The 15,772-nt window shown below is 67.6% G+C and carries 16 protein-coding genes; 5 read left to right on the top strand and 11 right to left on the bottom strand.

All coding sequences use genetic code 11. The features are described from left to right. Window positions 1-27: 27 nt before the first annotated feature. Both K420_RS0109810 and K420_RS0109805 read left to right on the top strand, forming a co-directional pair. On the top strand, window positions 28-495 hold the full coding sequence (locus tag K420_RS0109810) for a YeeE/YedE family protein (protein ID WP_035854689.1): 468 nt from the start codon (window positions 28-30) through the stop codon (window positions 493-495). Next, window positions 492-917 (top strand): DUF6691 family protein, encoded by a 426-nt coding sequence (locus tag K420_RS0109805; protein ID WP_027457900.1) that lies wholly within the window; start codon window positions 492-494, stop codon window positions 915-917. Before K420_RS0109810 ends, K420_RS0109805 begins: the two co-directional genes overlap by 4 nt. A 3-nt stretch (window positions 918-920) precedes the next feature. Here the strand turns inward: K420_RS0109805 and K420_RS0109800 are convergent, their stop codons facing one another. The 4 genes from K420_RS0109800 to K420_RS18640 form a co-directional block, all read right to left on the bottom strand. Then, window positions 921-1,565, bottom strand: a complete 645-nt coding sequence (locus K420_RS0109800) for a DsbA family oxidoreductase (RefSeq protein WP_027457899.1) — start codon at window positions 1,563-1,565, stop codon at window positions 921-923. A 76-nt stretch (window positions 1,566-1,641) separates the two neighbouring features. Continuing rightward, complete coding sequence (locus K420_RS0109795; protein WP_197905012.1) at window positions 1,642-1,968, bottom strand: hypothetical protein; 327 nt, start codon at window positions 1,966-1,968, stop codon at window positions 1,642-1,644. A gap of 62 nt (window positions 1,969-2,030) precedes the next feature. Continuing rightward, complete coding sequence (locus tag K420_RS0109790; RefSeq protein ID WP_027457897.1) at window positions 2,031-2,573, bottom strand: flavin reductase family protein; 543 nt, start codon at window positions 2,571-2,573, stop codon at window positions 2,031-2,033. A 71-nt stretch (window positions 2,574-2,644) separates the two neighbouring features. Then, a complete protein-coding gene (locus K420_RS18640) occupies window positions 2,645-3,313 on the bottom strand; it encodes a pyridoxamine 5'-phosphate oxidase family protein (RefSeq protein WP_035854687.1) in 669 nt (222 codons plus the stop codon). 94 nt (window positions 3,314-3,407) lie between these two features. Here K420_RS18640 and pdxR point away from each other — a divergent pair, with 94 nt between their 5' ends. Continuing rightward, window positions 3,408-4,907 carry a MocR-like pyridoxine biosynthesis transcription factor PdxR gene (gene pdxR, locus K420_RS18635; protein ID WP_051453055.1) on the top strand — a complete coding sequence of 500 codons (1,500 nt, stop codon included), beginning with the start codon at window positions 3,408-3,410 and terminating at the stop codon, window positions 4,905-4,907. Here pdxR and pip read toward each other — a convergent pair. From pip to K420_RS0109745, 7 genes are read right to left on the bottom strand one after another with little or no spacing between them, the layout of a single operon-like run. Further along, entirely contained in the window at window positions 4,904-5,851 is a 948-nt protein-coding gene (gene pip, locus K420_RS0109775; RefSeq protein ID WP_035854685.1) for a prolyl aminopeptidase, read from the bottom strand. The two genes, pdxR and pip, sit on opposite strands and share 4 nt — an antisense overlap. A gap of 10 nt (window positions 5,852-5,861) precedes the next feature. Beyond that, the gene (locus K420_RS0109770; protein ID WP_027457895.1) at window positions 5,862-6,503 is read right to left on the bottom strand and encodes a response regulator; all 642 of its coding nucleotides are present in this window, start codon (window positions 6,501-6,503) and stop codon (window positions 5,862-5,864) included. Further along, window positions 6,500-7,876: a HAMP domain-containing sensor histidine kinase gene (locus K420_RS18630; protein WP_035854682.1), complete on the bottom strand. Its 1,377-nt coding sequence runs from the start codon at window positions 7,874-7,876 to the stop codon at window positions 6,500-6,502. The genes K420_RS0109770 and K420_RS18630 overlap by 4 nt, the downstream gene beginning before the upstream one ends. A gap of 2 nt (window positions 7,877-7,878) precedes the next feature. Then, entirely contained in the window at window positions 7,879-10,185 is a 2,307-nt protein-coding gene (locus K420_RS0109760; RefSeq protein WP_027457894.1) for a TonB-dependent receptor, read from the bottom strand. Then, window positions 10,182-10,928, bottom strand: coding sequence for an energy transducer TonB (locus tag K420_RS19715; protein ID WP_051453054.1), 747 nt, complete (start codon window positions 10,926-10,928; stop codon window positions 10,182-10,184). The genes K420_RS0109760 and K420_RS19715 overlap by 4 nt, the downstream gene beginning before the upstream one ends. Next, window positions 10,928-11,863, bottom strand: a complete 936-nt coding sequence (locus K420_RS0109750; RefSeq protein WP_027457893.1) for a quinoprotein relay system zinc metallohydrolase 1 — start codon at window positions 11,861-11,863, stop codon at window positions 10,928-10,930. The genes K420_RS19715 and K420_RS0109750 overlap by 1 nt, the downstream gene beginning before the upstream one ends. After that, window positions 11,860-12,630: a quinoprotein dehydrogenase-associated SoxYZ-like carrier gene (locus K420_RS0109745; protein ID WP_027457892.1), complete on the bottom strand. Its 771-nt coding sequence runs from the start codon at window positions 12,628-12,630 to the stop codon at window positions 11,860-11,862. The genes K420_RS0109750 and K420_RS0109745 overlap by 4 nt, the downstream gene beginning before the upstream one ends. Window positions 12,631-13,051: 421 nt before the next feature. Here K420_RS0109745 and K420_RS0109740 point away from each other — a divergent pair, with 421 nt between their 5' ends. Both K420_RS0109740 and K420_RS0109735 read left to right on the top strand, forming a co-directional pair. Then, entirely contained in the window at window positions 13,052-14,827 is a 1,776-nt protein-coding gene (locus tag K420_RS0109740; RefSeq protein WP_027457891.1) for a PQQ-dependent methanol/ethanol family dehydrogenase, read from the top strand. A 262-nt stretch (window positions 14,828-15,089) separates the two neighbouring features. After that, window positions 15,090-15,740: a hypothetical protein gene (locus K420_RS0109735; RefSeq protein WP_157275058.1), complete on the top strand. Its 651-nt coding sequence runs from the start codon at window positions 15,090-15,092 to the stop codon at window positions 15,738-15,740. The last annotated feature ends 32 nt before the right edge of the window (window positions 15,741-15,772 follow it).

Genomic DNA, 15,772 nt, shown 5'->3' with positions numbered 1-15,772 from the left:
CCCCCAGCTTTTACATGTTGCCGCACCATGATCCTCTCGTTTTTCCCCAATGGCCTCGAACGCTACGTGATCGGCGGCCTTCTGATCGGTGCTGGCGTGGCGCTGCTGTTTGCCACCACCGGGCGGCAAGGGGGCGTCAGTACCTTTTTCAGTTCCAGTTGGTCCTGGCTGCTCAGGACGCCATTTTTCCAGCAGGCATCGTTACGCGATAGCCGCCAGTGGCGCCTGGTTTATGCGCTGGGCCTGCTACTCGGCGGCAGTCTCTACGTGCTCGCCGGTCAGCCGGTCGAGCCCAGCCATCTGCCGCTGTGGAAACTGGTGCTGGGCGGCCTGCTCATTGGCTTTGGCGCCCGCCTGGGCGGCGGTTGCACGTCCGGCCACGGCATCTGCGGCATGGCTTCGCTGTCGGGCGGCTCCCTGCTGATGGTCATCACTTTTCTGAGTACGGCCATCGTCACGGCCTGGGCCTTGTACGGACTGGGGGTTGCACCATGAGCCGCGCCTTCCTGGGCCACATCGCGACGCTGGTCAGCGGCCTGATCTTCGGTTTCGGCCTGGCCTGGTCCACCATGATCCGCCCCGAGTCGATCCTTGCCTTCCTGCGCTTTCAGGATCTTGGCCTGCTTCTTGTCCTGGGCAGCGCCGTCGGCCTCAATTTGCTGGTCTTCCAGTTGCTGCCGCGCCTCACCCGGCACCCGGCTTTCGCGTCCGCCTACCAGCAACGGCCGTTCACGCTCGACCGCCCGGCGCTGGCCGGCGGTGTGCTGTTCGGCCTGGGCTGGGGGATCTGCGGCATCTGCCCCGGTCCGGCGCTGGCCGGCCTGGGGGCGGGCAATGGCGACATGCTGATCGCACTGGCGGCCATCTTCGCCGGGGCCGGGCTGCATGGCCTGTGGGCCGGCCGGCAAGGCCAATAGACGTCAGTTGGCGGCGAGCGCCCGGCGGATGGCCTCCGCCAGCACCCGCGGGTCTTCGGCCCCGACCACGATCTGCTGGCGGTCGACGATAAAGGTGGGCACCTGCCGGATGCCGGCTTGGCGCACGTCGGCTTCCATCGCCCGGACGCTGTCGGTGTCCTGCGTCGAGGCGAGATAAGCGGCCGCGTCGGCGGCCGAATAGCCGCACTCGCCGGCGATGGCGGCGAGCAGGCCGACATCCCCGACATATTCGCCGCGCTGGAACTGCGCGACGAACAAGCGCTCGACCAGCGCCTCGGCGTCGCTCTGCTGCTGGGCCCAATGGATCAGGCGGTGCGCCTGCAGGGTGTTGGCGCGCAGCGTGATCTTCTCGAAGGCGTATTCGATGCCATAAGGCCGGCCGGCTTCCCGCACCCGCTCGAACAAGGCCTCGACCGCCTCGCGGCTGCCGAATTTGTCGACCAGGAAGGGCAGGTACGGCTCACCTTCCGGCGGCGTCTGCGGATTCAGGAAGAATGGGCGCCAGCGCTTGTGGCATTCGAGATCGGGCACGTCGCGGCGCACCTGTTCGATGGCCACCGCCAGGCGGCGCAGGCCAATGAAGCACCACGGGCAAACAAGGTCGGAAACGATTTCGATGGTTGGCATGGATGGGCTCGGCGGAAAGGGGTTTCAGGACCGATGCGGATACCGGCGGCGGCCGCATCACGGGCGCGAGGGCTGCTTACAGATCGCTGGCCAGGATTTCATCCCGCAGTTTGCGCAGGCCGGCCGGCATTTTCAGCGTGGTCCGGTCCCAGCCCTCGATTTCCAGCACCCGGTCAAGGCAGCCTTCCATCACCGCGTGCGCTTCCTGCGAGGCGGCGGCGATGGTCTGGTGCACCAGGCTGGGCGATTTTCCCTCGGTGATGCAGTCGCGCTGATAGCGAATCAGATAGCGCAACTGGCGTAATTCATTGGCCACTTGCCCGGGGCAGGCACACATGTAGATCGAGGCTTCTTCGACGATTTGGTGGAGTTGTTCGTCGCTGAAACGTTGTTGCAGGTCCATTCGATCCTCCCTGGAAATGATGGCAGCCAGGGCATGTTAGCGCATTCGCGCCGGCCGGACGTTCAGACCCCCGGCGGCAGCTTGGCCGCCATCATCGCCCTGCGGTCCAGCCGGCGGCCATCGACGATGAAGGTGCCATCGCCGACTGCATGCAGCAGGCGCCGCTCCTTGCGTTCCGGATCGATCCAGGCGGCCAGCGCTTCGAGCACGACGATGCCGTGCGGCCGGACGATGTCGATCACCCGGCATTCGATGTTAGCCAGGCACTCGCCGAGCAGCGGCGCCGCGACCTGGTGGGCCGGCAGCGCCGTCAGGGCGAAGCGGGCAAACTTGTCGGTATCGGCGCCCGAACAGGTGCCGATGCCGACCACGGTATCGAGCAGGTCCACCGTCGGGATCGCGATGACGCATTCGCGTTGCTGCTCCAGCGCGGCGAAGGAATGATTCCAGGGCCCGGTGGTGAGGGCGAAACGCGGCGAGAAATCGAGCACCATGGTCCACGAAATGGTCATCACATTGGCCCGGCCCGCCGCACAGGTGGTGACCAGCACCACCGGCCCCGGCTCGATCAGGGTGAAGGCCTTGCTCAGTTCGAGTTCGCGCATGGGACACCTCCGCCAGTCCGGGCAGCCCGGACGTGCCGCCCGGGATCTGCTTTTCCGTCATGCCGGATAGCTTATACCGCCCGGCCGACGCTGTCCTTCCCCACCAAGAAGCGGGTGGCGGGCACCGTGCCCCCCACGCTGTCGTCCTCCCGACGCGGCGTTCCGGTAGCCGTATTCAACGGGATCACGCCGGCCCAGACCGGCCACGCCAGATCCTCCGCGTCGTCCACCGTGCCCATGTCGCGTACTTTGGCCGATGCCTCGGCCAGCGGCATGCGCAGCACGCTGGTGGCGTTGAGTTCCTTGTCGGTGATCGGGCGCAGCGTCTCCCAGCGTCCAGGGTAGAGGCCTTCGATGAAAGCCTGCAGGCTACGCTGTTTTTCCAGCGGGTCAGTCACCAACGCGAAGCGACCGTAGATCACCACCGAGCGGTAATTCAGCGAGTGGTGCATGGCTGAGCGGGCCAGCACCAGCCCGTCGGCAAGCGCGATGGTGAGGCAGGCCTCGCCCTCGGTCAGCGCCTTGAGCATGCGCGAAGCCTTGGCGCCGTGGAGGTAGAGGTGCTCGCCGTCGCGCCAATGAAGGGTGGGAATGGCGTGCACGGCGCCGTCGATCTGGAAAGCCACGCTGCAGATGAGCGCGGCGTCGACGATGGCGTTGATGGCGGTTGCATCGTAGTCGGCGCGTTCCGGTTTGCGGCGCACGCGCGTGCGGGCGGACGGGGCGGTAACGGTTGGCATGGGGGCAAGGCTCCAGAGGGTCACGAGGACCCCACTCTAGGGCGCCCGTGGTACCTTTCGTAGTACCACCAAACGATTCACCAAAGGAGCCACGATGGAGCTGGACTGGCTGCTCACCCCACCGTTGCCGGACACCCTGCCACGGCAGCGCGTGCTCTACCACCGCCTGCGCGAGGCGATCCTGTCCGGCCGCCTGGCGCCCGGTACACGCCTGCCGGCCAGCCGCAGCCTGGCGGCTTCGTTGAAGATCGCCCGCAACACCGTGCTGTTTGCCTACGAACAATTGACGGCCGAAGGCTGCCTGTGGGCCGATCGCCAGGGCACGCGCGTCGCATCGTTGCCGGAGCGGGCGACACCGCCCGCCAGCAGCGGGCATTCGCCCGTCACCCGGCTGCGCCTTGCCGCCCGCGCTGCGGCCGTCTTGCAACCCGAACCGGCGCGCGAGGCGGCGGCACTGCCATTTGCCCCCGGCACGCCGGACTACAGTGCCTTTCCGTTCCGCACCTGGCGGGCCTGCCAGGAGCGCGCCTGGCGCGATGCCGGCTGGCGCCAGCTCGGCTATGCCGCGCACGGCGGCGACCCGGTCCTGCGTGAAGCCTTGGCCGGTCATCTCACTACCGTCCGCGGCCTGCCGGTCGATGCGGCACAAATCGTCATCACCAGCGGGACACAGGCCGCGCTGGATCTCTGCGCCCGGCTGCTCGCCGATCACGGCGATACCGTCTGGGCGGAGAATCCCGGCTATCTCGCCGCCCGTGCCGTCTTCGGCCTTGCCGGGCTGCACATCCATGACGTGCCGGTCGACGACGAAGGGTTGGCGCCGCGCGAAGGCGACTGGTCCGGTCATCCGCCGCGCCTGATCATGATTACCCCCTCGCACCAGTACCCGACCGGCCGCGTCATGCCCCTGCCGCGCCGCCTAGCCCTCATCGCGCGTGCCCACCAGGCCGCTGCCTGGATTATCGAGGACGACTACGACAGCGAATTCCGCCGCGCCGGCCCTGCGCCCCCCGCGCTGTTCGGCCTGCAACCCGACGCGCCGGTCGTCTATGCCGGCACCTTCAGCAAGACGCTCTACCCCGGCCTGCGCCTCGGTTATCTCGTGCTGCCGCACGCCATCGCCGCCGACTTTGCCCGCGCCACCACGCAGGCGATGCGCCCCGGGCAGGGGATCGAGCAACGGGCGCTGGCCGATTTCATCCACCGCGGCTACTACACCGCCCATCTGCGCCGCATGCGGGGGCGCTACGCGGCACGGCAGAGCGCACTGAGAACGGCCCTGAAGGAGGCTTTCGGCTCTTCCGTCACGCTGTCGGGCGGCGAAGCCGGCCTGCACCTGGTCATGTGGCTACCCGCCGGGATACGCGATGGCGCGGTGGTGGCGCGGGCTGCAACGCTGGGGCTCGGCGTGCGTGCCCTCAGCAGCTACACCCGGCCACCGATGACCTGCAACGGGCTGGTGCTGGGCTACGGGAATCTGGCCGAGGGGATGCTGGCGGAAGCGGTACGCCGACTGGGGGTGGCGATCGAAGGATTCGACGGGGCCGGTGCCTTGGCCGATTGCCGCCAACCGCCTCCGCTGGCGGCGAACTAGCCTACCGTCTCGACGCATTCCGCCACCCAGCCGAGCGCCTTGATGCAGGCGCGGGCGATGGGCGGCGACAAACCGGCATGGCCGGCCTGGGCGACCGGGAACCAGGTGGCTTCCGGCCAGGCGCGATGCAGGGCTTCGGCGGCCTGCGGCGGACAGACCGGATCGGCCAGGCCTTGCACGATGGCCGCCGGCAGGTGGCGCAGGCGCTCGACACCGGCCAGCAATTGGCCGGGCATCAGGAAGCAGTCGCGCGTCAGGTAGTGCATCTGGATGCGCACCTTGGCCAGTTGGCAGGCATCGGGGTCGTGCCCGAGCGGCGCCTCGCCGAGCAGGGCGCGTTCGTAATCAAGCCAGGCGCGGGCGGCACACCGGGCAACGCTCGGCGTGCCGCGCAGGACGCGGCGGGCGGTCGCGGCAAGCAGGTCGCTCTGTTCCCCGGCCGGCAGGGTGGCGGCGAAGGCCAGCCAGGCCGGGCTCGGCGCCTCGCCATTGCCCTGCACGTAGGCGGCGATCTCGCGCCGGGAGCCGAGGAAGATGCCACGCAGCACGAGGCCGAGGATGTTTTCCGGGTAGATCTGCGCATAGGCCAGGGCGAGCAGGCTGCCCCAGGAGCCGCCGAAGACGATCCAGGCCGGGATGCCGAGCGCCTCGCGCAGCAAGTCGAGGTCGGCGATCAGGTCGGCCGTGGTGTTGTCGTGCAGGTCGCCGAGCGGCAGGCTGCGCCCGGCGCCGCGCTGGTCGACGAGGATGGTGCGGAAGCGCTGCGGATCGAACAGCCGGCGCTGCCCCGGCGTGCAGCCGCTGCCCGGCCCGCCGTGCAGGAAGAGAACGGGCAGCCCATCGGCCGGGCCGATTTCCTCGACGTAGAGATAATGCCCGTCACCGACCGCGATACGGCGTGCGCAGCGGGGCTGCACGTCGGGGAATAGCGGGTCGCCGGTCATCGGCTGGCGGTCACGATTCGATCAGGCCGTTGCGCACGGCGACCAGCGTCAGTTCGGCTGCGTTCTGCACATTGAGCTTTTGCTTGATGTGATAGAGGTGGGTGCCGACGGTGCTCGGGCTGAGGCAGAAATCGCTCGCCACCTCGTTCACCGAACGGCCCTCGGCGAGCTTGAGGAAGACGGCCAGTTCCTTCTCGGTCAACGATTCGACCGGGTTGGCCGAGCCCGAGAGCTGGGCCAGGGCGACGGCCTGGGCGAGTTCCGGGTCGAGGTAGCGGCGGTCGCGCGCCACTTCGCCGACGGCACGCAGAAATTCCTCCGGCGCCGCCCGCTTGCACAAATAACCGCGGGCGCCGAGCTTGAGGGCGCGCACCGGCACGATGTCGTCGTGGTGGGCCGAAAGCATCAGCACACGCGCCCGGGCCTCCCAGACGAGCAGCCGTTCAAGCGCCGCCAGGCCGCCGACGCCGGGCATCGAGACATCCATCACGACGACATCCGGATTCGATTCGGCGTACAGGCGGACGGCGCTCTCGCCGCAATCGGCCTCGCCGATCACGCTGGCGCCGGCCCCTTCGAGCAGCAGGCGAAAGCCGAGGCGGACCATGGCGTGGTCGTCGGCGAGCAGGACGCGGACTCCGTTCAGTTTCATGCTTCTACCCTCCCCTGTGCCACCGGCAGGCAGGCCTGGAGCACGAAGCCCCCGCCCGCCGGCGTGGCGAATTCGAGTTGGCCGCCGAGCAGCGCGATCCGTTCGCGCATGCCCTGCAGGCCGAGGCCGCACCCGGCCTGTCCCGAAGGCCTGCCATCGAGGCCGCGGCCGTTGTCGGCGAGCCGGATTTGCACAGTTGCTCCATTCTGGAGCAGTGTCAGATCGACCCGGCTGGCATCGGCGTGGCGAACGATGTTGGTCAGCCCTTCCTGCACGGTACGGAGCACACACTGTGCCACCTCATCGTCAAAAGCCTCGCCCGTCAGGGCGATACGGCTGGTCAGCTGAATCGGATGCTGCCGGCGCCAGGCGTCGAGCGTGCTCTCCAGCCGCGCGACCAGGCTTTGCCCGGTACGCAGGCGATGCAGGATGCGGCGCACGCCGTCCTGCATCTCGCCAGTCACCGCGACGATGCTCTGCGCGTGGCTGTGCAGGGCCGGCTGTTCGGTGGTGCGCTGGACGATGGCGCCGGCCAGTGCGCGCACCGCCGTGACGCCCTGCGCCAGTTCGTCGTGCAGTTCGCGGGCGATGCCCTCGCGTTCGGCCCGGCGCTCGGCTTCGACCCGGGCCTGCATCTGTTCGGCCACCTCCTTGGCGGTTTCCAGCCGGACGTTGTCGTCCACCGCTGCTTTCAAGCGGTCGGCCATGCCATTGAAGGCACGCGACAGGCGACCCAGTTCCGGCGAGGCGAAACGCGGCAGGCGGGTGTCGAAACGGCCCATGCCGGTGCGGTCGAGCGCCTGCATGACCTGGTTGAGCGGGCGCAAAGCACGCGCCAGGGCGCGCCGGGTGGCGGCGAACAGGCCAATGAGCAGCAGCAAGGCCCAGCCGGCCAGGCCGAGCAGTTCATCCCAGGCGTCGAGCACGGCGCGCGAGGGGTCGGGATGCAGGCTCAGTTCGTAGCCGGCGAACGGCAGGCGGCTGCCCGGCAGGTCGCTGGCCAGCAGCGCGGCGAACCAGGCCGGCGCCGTCCGCCCGGCCTTGTACGGCGACGGCGGCGACACATAGCGCAGCTGGCCGGCGGCATCGCGCACCTCCAGCACATTGGCGCGCACCCGGCCGATGCTGGCCGTCATGGCGAGCAAGCGCTCACCGCGCTCGGCTTCGGGCAGGGCCTGCAACTGGCCGAGCATGACCTTGAGCCATTGCCCGGAAACCCGCGTCGCAGCCTCGACTTCCTCATGCACGGCATTGCGCGTCGCATGCAGCCACAAGCCGCCAAGGACCAGCAGCAGGCAGGCGGCCAGTCCGGTGAGGACCAGGCCGACCCGCGTGTGCAGGCTGGCGTCAGGCAGGGCGAATGGCTGCTGCATGCTCACTTGCCGCCGAAGACGTAGCGGACGCCGACCCAGGCCGCACGGGGCGCGCCGGGCGCGACGAAAGTCTGCCGCCGCCAGTCGTCCGGATCGGCCTGGAAGCTGCCGCCGACGAAGGGGCTTTCGGCCAGCGCGCCGGCCGTGGCGTACCGGCGGTCGAAGACGTTATTGACCTTGGCGAACATCTGCCAGCCGCCGCCCAGCTTCGCCTCGGCGTTCAGGTTGAGGATGGCGTAGCCGCCGATCTTGCCCGGTCCCTCGAAGGTGCGCACATTGCCCAGCGCATCGGTGGTAGTGCCGCTCTGGTGCTGGTTGTTCTCGTTGCCGCGCACGTACTGGCTGGAAAAGGCCTGCACGTCGCCGCCCAGGCGCAGCCAGCTGGTCGCCCGCCAGGCCAGGCCGAGCTTGACGCTGTGCTCCGGCAGGCCGGGCAGGCGGTTGCCCTTTTTGACGAGTATCTCGTCGTCCTGGCCGGCCCCGGTGCATTCGGCCGCCGTGCCGCGCGTGCTGTTGTTTTCGGCGAGCAGGCAGGCGTCGGAACGGAAGGTGGCGTGCAGCCAGTTGTAGCTGGCGAACCAGTCGATGCCGCTCAGCTTGCCGTTGAGGCCGAGTTCGAAGCCCTGGCGCTGTGTCTTGCCGAAGTTGGTGAAATAACCGGCGCTGGTCGAGGTGCCGACGAACAGGATGTCGTCGGTGTTCAAGGTGCGATAGACGCCGGCGTTCCACTGGGTGTTGCCGGCCAGGGTGCCGCGCAGGCCGGCCTCCAGGGTGCGCGATACCACTTGCTTCAGGTAGGGGTCGGCGGCCATCGAGTTGGGCAGGGTACACGGGTTGGCCGGGTCGGCGCAGCCGAGTTCGATCGGCGTCGGGATACGGTTGCCCTGGCTGAAACCGGCGTAGGCGTTGAGCGTCGGCAGCACTTGCCAGCTCAGGCCGAGGGCCGGGTTGAGCTTGCGGTAGCTGTGGTCGCCATCGAGGTTCGGCGCGGTGAGGGTCAGTTCGTCGTGCGTCGTCACCCGACTCATGTTGTAGCGGGCCGAGGCGGTCAGGTGCAGGGCCGGGGTGATCGACCAGGTATCGGTGGCGAACAGGCTGGCCGTGCGGGTGGTGCCCCACAGGCGGTTTTCTTCCTCGACATCGCGCAGGTTGTCGATGCCGCGCGAGTCGTTCAGCGAACCGAGCTGCTGGGTCTGCACGAAGCGCATGCGGGCCTGGTCCCAGGAAGCGCCGACCGCCAGCTGGTGGGCCTGGCTGGTCAGGTTCCACTGCACGGCGGCGCCGGTGCCGACCTGGCGGGTCTGCGTCCGGTTGTGGGCACCGCTCGGGGTGGTCGGATCGCTCGCCCAGTCGTTCTCGTAATCGTCGTTCATGTCGCCGTTCAGCGTCCGGGTGCGCGTCTTGCGGACATAGACGGTGCCGCTCAGGCTCTGGCTGTCGCCCAGCCACAGCTTGCCGTTGAGGGCGAGCTGGGTCAGGTCGTTACGCGTCTGGTCGGGGCGGGTGAAGATCGCTTCGCGGCGCTCGCTGGCCATCGATTGGGGCAACAGCCCGTTGCCGATCAGGCGGGTGCGGGCCTGGGTCAGCGTCAGGTCGGCCTCGCCGGCACTATTGCGAAAGGACAGCTTGCCGAAGAACTGCTTGACGTCGGACGGCGAATAATCACGCCAGCCATCCTCGCGGAACCAGTCGCCGGCCACGTACCAGCCGAGCGTGCCGTTGTTGCCGCCGTATTCCAGTTCGGTGTTGCTGCGCCCGAAGCTGCCGCCGGACAGTTCGAGCTTGCCGCCCGGATGCGAAAAACCGCTCTTGGTGCGGATGGCCAGTGCACCGCCCAGGGTGTTGAGGCCGAAGGCCGGGTTGGAGCCGGGGACAAGGTCGATGCCGGCAATGGCCGAATGCGGAATCAGATCCCAATTCACCGTATCGCCGAAGGGCTCGTTCACCCGCACGCCATCGACGTAGATCGACAGCCCCTGGGCCGTGCCAAGCAGCGGCGAGGCGGTGAAGCCGCGGTAGTTGAGGTCGGCCTGGTAAGGATTGCCCTGGGTTTCATTGACCGTGACGGCCGGTGCCTGGCGCAGCAACTGTTCGGCGATGTTGAGGCTCTCGATTTCCTCTAGGCGCTGGTCGTCGAGCGACACGACGTTGGCCGGCAGGTGCAGGCGCGGCACGCCAACCCCGGCCAGCGGCGTGGTGCCGACCACTTCGACGGTGGCGGTGGTGACGATGGGCTCGGCGTGGGCCGGCGCGAAAGCGGCGGCGATGGCAAGGGCCAGCAGGGTGCGTTGGGGGCTTTGTCTCTTCATGTCGTTTTTCTGAGTTTGTAGTTGATCGGGACGATGACCTGGATTTCACTGGCTTCCAGCGCCTCGGGCAGCGGCGGCAGATCGCCGTAGCTGGCGAGCAGCGACTGGGCGTGCTGGTCGAGCACATCGAAGCCGCTGGAGCGATCGAGCGCGATGCCGAGCAGGTTGCCGCGCCGGGCGACCTTGAGGCGCAGGCGGACTTCACCCTCCCAGCCACGCAGGGCGGCGATGCGCGGATATTCGTAGCCGCGGGCGAACAATTCGGTGAGGTGCTGGCGATAGGCGGCGAGGACGTCACCCTGCGGCCGGACCGGGGGGGCGGCCTCGGCCGGTGCGACCGACGCTGTGGCAGCAACCGCCGGCACAGTCTGGGGCGCGGCCTCGGCAACGACAGCCGGGGCGCGGGTCTGGGCCGGCACATTGGCCGGCCCGGCAGGCTGCGTGACGCGCGGAGCAGTCCGTTGCTCCGCTGCGGCGACTTGCTGCCGGGCCTTCGGGGGAACCGCTGCGGCAGGCGCCGGGGCGCTGGCGGCAACGGGTCGCGGTTCGGGATTGGCTTCGCTCGGAGCGATCAGGCGGAGGGTCGCCATCAGCGTCGGCAGCGGTACCGGCAGTGCCTTGCGCTGCCAGGCCATGCCGGCGAACAGGGCACCGTGGAACAGGAGGGACAGGCCGATCAGCGCCCAGAAACGCCGATCCACCACCCGGACCGGCAGGGTGTCGTGGAGCACGGCGGCGCTCATTACTTGCCCTCCAGCGCGGCCTGCTCGGCGGCCGGGAAGAGGTGGCCGACCGAACGGCGATATTCGCTGGCGGCCACCGGCAGCTCGGCGAATTGCGGCGGCAGCGGGCGGGCCAGCAGGTCGTTCATGTCCAGGCCGTCGCGGGCGGCATCGCGCAGGGTCTGCGTCAGCCAGTTCAGCCAGGCGCGGGTCTGGCGTAGCGGCGCGGCATCGCGGGTCACCGCGCCGTGGCCGGGAACCAGGGCGGTGAAGCCGCTATCGCGGGTCAGCGCTTCGAGGCGGTCGAGGGCGGCCAGCCAGTGCGCCACGTCGGCATGCGGCGTGGTCGGGGCGCGGCCGTTGAAGGCCAGGTCGCCGGCGAACAGCACGCCGCTGACCACGTCGAGCACCACCAGGTCGGCACCGGTGTGGCCGTCGAGGGCGATCAGGCGCAGCTTGCGGCCGGCCACCTCCAGCTCGCCGGCTTGCAGCGTGCGTGTTGGCGCCTGCACCTCGGTGCCTTTCATCCAGTCGCCGCTCATCCGGAACAGGTTTTCGGCGAAGGCGTTGCCGTCGCTGGTAATGCCCAGGCGGGTGTCGGCCAGCGCACCGATGGGCACGTCGGCATAGGCCTGGTTGCCCAGGAAGTGATCGGGATGGTGATGGGTGTTGATGACCAGCGCCACGGGCTTGTCGGTGACCCGGCCGATGGCCTGGCGCATCTGCTGGCCGTAGCGCAGCGACGGGCCGCTGTCGATGACGATGACGCCCTGCGGCGCGACGATGAAGGCGGTGTTGACGATGTTGCCGCCATTGACAGTGTCGAAATCCTCGGTCTTGCCGATGAAGGCATAGACGTCGCGGGCGACCGGGGTGGCGCTCAGGCGATAGTCGAAGTCCTGCGCGGCGAGTTGACCGCAGGCGAGCAGCAGCAAACTGGCGAACAGGCGTTTCACGGCGCGATCCTCGCCTTGAACAGGTTGCCGTTGTTGTCGCGCCCACTGGCCTCCAACGGGCCATCGACGACGCCACGATTGAGCGTGAACACCGGGTTCTCGCTGACCGGCTCGTAGGTCTGCACGCGCATCAGGCGCTTGCCGGCGGCGTCGGTGAAGTTGATTTCCTCGATATGGAAGGCCGGCGTGCCGGCGATCAGGCCGGTGTCCATCGGGTGCACGATGCGCAGGCGGACGCGGCCAGCGTTGGGGCCTTCCGACCACTGGCGACCGCTCACTTCATTGAGGCGCTTCTGCCATTCCGGCGAGGCGGCGGCGGCCGACGGCGCGGTACAGCCGCCGCCCACGGTATTCACCCAGGTGCCGCCGACATGCCAGACGCCATCGCCGGTCCGCACCGCGGCGCGCACCGGCGTCGACTGCTGCAGCTTGACGCGAAAGCCGAGGTAGGCCGGGGCCCCCTCCGGGAAGAATCGCAGCACCTGCACGATGGGGTTGAAGTCGGCAAAGACGACGACCTCGACAATACCCGGCAGGGCCGTGGCATCGACCGTCACCGGCACCTGCATCGGGTTCTCGGCCGTCGACGGGGCGATCACCTTGACGCGCGGATCGAACAGCACCGGCGCGCCAGCGAGGAAGGTCTTGGCCATCTCGCCCCAGCGTGCGGAATCCAGCGGATCGCCGTTCTCTTTCAGCGCGGCGGCCTCGGCCGGCGGCATCAGGGCCGCCAGCGCGATGGCGGCAATGGTCAAGGGATACTTCATGTGTTGTCTCGCTCCGTTTCGCCCTGTGGGCTGTTTGGCGAGACGGTCGCAAACCCCGTGCCAATCCCTGGCCAAATCCGCCAATCGCCCGCCAGACGGCCATTTCGCCTTTGGCACACGGCATCGTCATGGCGTCGCCTTAACGCTGCTGTGCAACTTTGGAGCAGCTGGTGACATTTGATACAGCGCCTTGTGTGACAGCGGCGCACCCCGAAAAACCCGGTGATCGGGCGCTTCGCCGCGCCAATCGGGCAACGGCGCATTCCACGGCGGCTTGGCACAAGCCTTGCGAACACTCCCTCCGCCAGTGCGCCGATTCAGGGAAAGGAAGGCGGCGCGCCAGCAGGTTTCACCGGACAGCCGGGCAACGACCAACACCCCGGCCGGCCGGAACCAATTGGATAAACCAAGGAGACAATCCATGCACAGTCACACCCCCTTCAAGCGGAGCACGATCGCCCTGCTTGCGGCAGCCCTGCTGACCGCCGGCCAGGCATCCGCCGTCGTCACCGACGAGGACATCCTGAACGATGCCAAGACCAAGGGCGACGTCGTCAGTTTCGGCCTCGGCACCCAGGGCCAGCGCTTCAGCCCGAGCACCCAGATCAACACCAAGACGGTGAAGAACCTGGTGCCTGCCTGGTCGATGTCCTTCGGCGGCGAGAAGCAGCGCGGCCAGGAATCGCAGCCGGTCATCCACAACGGCAAGATGTTCGTCACCGCCTCCTACAGCCGCCTGTTCGCGATGGACGCAAAGACCGGCAAGAAGCTGTGGAAGTATGAGCACCGCCTGCCGGACGGCATCATGCCCTGCTGCGACGTGATCAACCGCGGCGCGGCGCTGTACGACAACCTGGTCATCTTCGCCACGCTGGACGCCCAGCTGGTCGCCCTCAACCAGGACACCGGCAAGGTCGTCTGGAAGGAAAAGCTGGATGACTACGCCGCCGGCTACTCGGCCACCGCCGCCCCGATCATCGCCCGCGGCAAGCTGATCACCGGCGTTTCCGGCGGTGAATTCGGTGTCGTCGGGCGCATCGATGCGCGCGACCCGAAGACCGGCAAGCTGATCTGGACCCGGCCGACGGTCGAAGGCCACATGGGCTACATCATGAAGGATGGGGAGAAGGTCGAGAACGGCATCTCCGGCACCCTCAACGCGACCTGGACCGGCGACCTGTGGAAGACCGGCGGCGCCGCCACCTGGAACGGCGCCACCTACGATCCGGAAACCAACCTGATCTTCGCCGGCACCGGCAACCCGGCCCCGTGGAACAGCCACCTGCGTCCGGGCGACAACCTGTTCTCGTCCTCCACCGTGGCCATCGACGCCGACACCGGCAAGATCGTCTGGCACTACCAGAACACCCCGCACGACGGCTGGGACTTCGACGGTGTGAACGAATTCGTTTCCTTCGACTACAAGGACCCGAAGACGGGCAAGCTGATCAAGGCCGGCGGCAAGGCCGACCGCAACGGTTTCTTCTTCGTGAACGACCGGACCAACGGCAAGCTGCTCAACGCCTTCCCCTTCGTGAACAAGATCACCTGGGCCACCGGCTACGACATGAACACCGGCCGCCCGCTCTACACGCCGGATGGCCGGCCGGGTGATCCGTCGGAAACCGCCGACGGCAAGAAGGGCAAGGTCGTCTTCTCCGCCCCGTCCTTCCTCGGCGGCAAGAACCAGCAACAGATCGCCTACAGCCCGCAGACCGGCCTCTTCTACGTACCGGCCAACGAGTGGGCGATGGATATCTGGAACGAACCGATCGCCTACAAGAAGGGCGCTGCCTACCTCGGCGCCGGCTTCACCATCAAGGCGCTGAACGACGATTACATCGGCGTGCTGCGCGCCGTTGATCCGGTCAGCGGCAAGATCGTCTGGGAAAACAAGAACTACGCCCCGCTCTGGGGTGGCGTCCTGACCACCGCCGGCGGCCTGATCTTCTACGGCACCCCGGAAGGCTACCTGAAGGGCGTCGACGCCAAGACCGGCAAGGAACTGTGGTCCTTCCAGACCGGCACCGGCATCGTCGCACCGCCGGTCACCTGGGAACAGGACGGCGAGCAGATGATCGCCGTCACCACCGGCTGGGGCGGCGCCGTGCCGCTCTGGGGCGGCGACGTGGCCAAGCGCGTGAACTACCTGGAACAGGGTGGTTCCGTCTGGGTCTTCAAGCTGCACAAGGGCTGATCTCTCCCAAGGCAGGCGACTGCCACTCCCCACGGCCCGGCTGCCTCGGCACCCGGGCCGTTTTTTCTTTCGCTCCGTCAGCCGTCCCCGGTGTTCAAAGGCAGGGCGCGATTCAATTACAATGTCATTTTTTGGCCATTACGCCCCCTCGACGACCCAGCGAAAGGAATGACTGAGCGATGCGTGTCCCGCCCGCAATGAGAACCATGCCGATGATCGTGGCCTGCTTGCTTCTTGCGGCAGCGAAATGCGCCGCGCGGAAATGAAGGTCCAGGACCAACAACTGGATACGCCGGTCACGGTGACCGTCACCTCACCGCCCTTTGACGAAGCCTATGCCAAAACGGCCCTGGCCAAGGGGAGCAGCACCATCAAGGGCGTGGTATTCCACAAGATCATCAATGGCGGCAAACAGGCGGGGCGGGATGCACCCATCCTGAATTTTTCACAGGGATCGCCGATATCCGGTGTGACGGTGTATCTCTACCCGGCGACCGAACACGTCAAGGAGATCGTTCGCCTGGAAAGCGAAAACCGTTCTCAACGCGCCTGGCGGAAGGTTCAACTGAAGCGCTTCATCGGTGACCCGCGTATTCACAAATACGCCCTGGCCACAAAGACCGACGGCAACGGCCTGTTCGAATTCACCGAGATGCGCCCCGGCAACTACCTGATCTATGTGGAAAACATGCTTATCACCTCGAGCGGCCAGGAAACTGTTCCTGTTGGCACCCGCTACGAGACCGCGGGCTATGTCGTCAGCCGCCATGGCGTTACCGATGTTCCGCGACTGGTCGTCCAGACTGAGGAACAGCACTTCCGGGTGAAAACCGAAGTCGGGTTCAATGAAATCGTCAATGTTCCGGCCAACAACACGGTAGTAAAGATGGAAGCACGCATGCGACCGTTCTAGGTTCGCACCAACTGACAAGCAGCCAGTCACTC

This window comes from Dechloromonas agitata is5, from assembly GCF_000519045.1.
Lineage (GTDB): Bacteria > Pseudomonadota > Gammaproteobacteria > Burkholderiales > Rhodocyclaceae > Azonexus > Azonexus agitatus.
Note: the sequence above shows the minus strand (reverse complement) of the source record. Positions and strands in the feature narration are given on the sequence as shown.

What these genes read in the sequence shown, in the direction of transcription:
- K420_RS0109810 (WP_035854689.1), top strand. Translation starts at nt 28, where the DNA reads ATGATCCTCTCGTTTTTCCCCAATGGCCTCGAACGCTACGTGATCGGC.
- K420_RS0109805 (WP_027457900.1), top strand. Translation starts at nt 492, where the DNA reads ATGAGCCGCGCCTTCCTGGGCCACATCGCGACGCTGGTCAGCGGCCTG.
- K420_RS0109800 (WP_027457899.1), bottom strand. Translation starts at nt 1,565, where the DNA reads ATGCCAACCATCGAAATCGTTTCCGACCTTGTTTGCCCGTGGTGCTTC.
- K420_RS0109795 (WP_197905012.1), bottom strand. Translation starts at nt 1,968, where the DNA reads ATGGACCTGCAACAACGTTTCAGCGACGAACAACTCCACCAAATCGTC.
- K420_RS0109790 (WP_027457897.1), bottom strand. Translation starts at nt 2,573, where the DNA reads ATGCGCGAACTCGAACTGAGCAAGGCCTTCACCCTGATCGAGCCGGGG.
- K420_RS18640 (WP_035854687.1), bottom strand. Translation starts at nt 3,313, where the DNA reads ATGCCAACCGTTACCGCCCCGTCCGCCCGCACGCGCGTGCGCCGCAAA.
- pdxR (WP_051453055.1), top strand. Translation starts at nt 3,408, where the DNA reads ATGGAGCTGGACTGGCTGCTCACCCCACCGTTGCCGGACACCCTGCCA.
- pip (WP_035854685.1), bottom strand. Translation starts at nt 5,851, where the DNA reads ATGACCGGCGACCCGCTATTCCCCGACGTGCAGCCCCGCTGCGCACGC.
- K420_RS0109770 (WP_027457895.1), bottom strand. Translation starts at nt 6,503, where the DNA reads ATGAAACTGAACGGAGTCCGCGTCCTGCTCGCCGACGACCACGCCATG.
- K420_RS18630 (WP_035854682.1), bottom strand. Translation starts at nt 7,876, where the DNA reads ATGCAGCAGCCATTCGCCCTGCCTGACGCCAGCCTGCACACGCGGGTC.
- K420_RS0109760 (WP_027457894.1), bottom strand. Translation starts at nt 10,185, where the DNA reads ATGAAGAGACAAAGCCCCCAACGCACCCTGCTGGCCCTTGCCATCGCC.
- K420_RS19715 (WP_051453054.1), bottom strand. Translation starts at nt 10,928, where the DNA reads ATGAGCGCCGCCGTGCTCCACGACACCCTGCCGGTCCGGGTGGTGGAT.
- K420_RS0109745 (WP_027457892.1), bottom strand. Translation starts at nt 12,630, where the DNA reads ATGAAGTATCCCTTGACCATTGCCGCCATCGCGCTGGCGGCCCTGATG.
- K420_RS0109740 (WP_027457891.1), top strand. Translation starts at nt 13,052, where the DNA reads ATGCACAGTCACACCCCCTTCAAGCGGAGCACGATCGCCCTGCTTGCG.
- K420_RS0109735 (WP_157275058.1), top strand. Translation starts at nt 15,090, where the DNA reads ATGAAGGTCCAGGACCAACAACTGGATACGCCGGTCACGGTGACCGTC.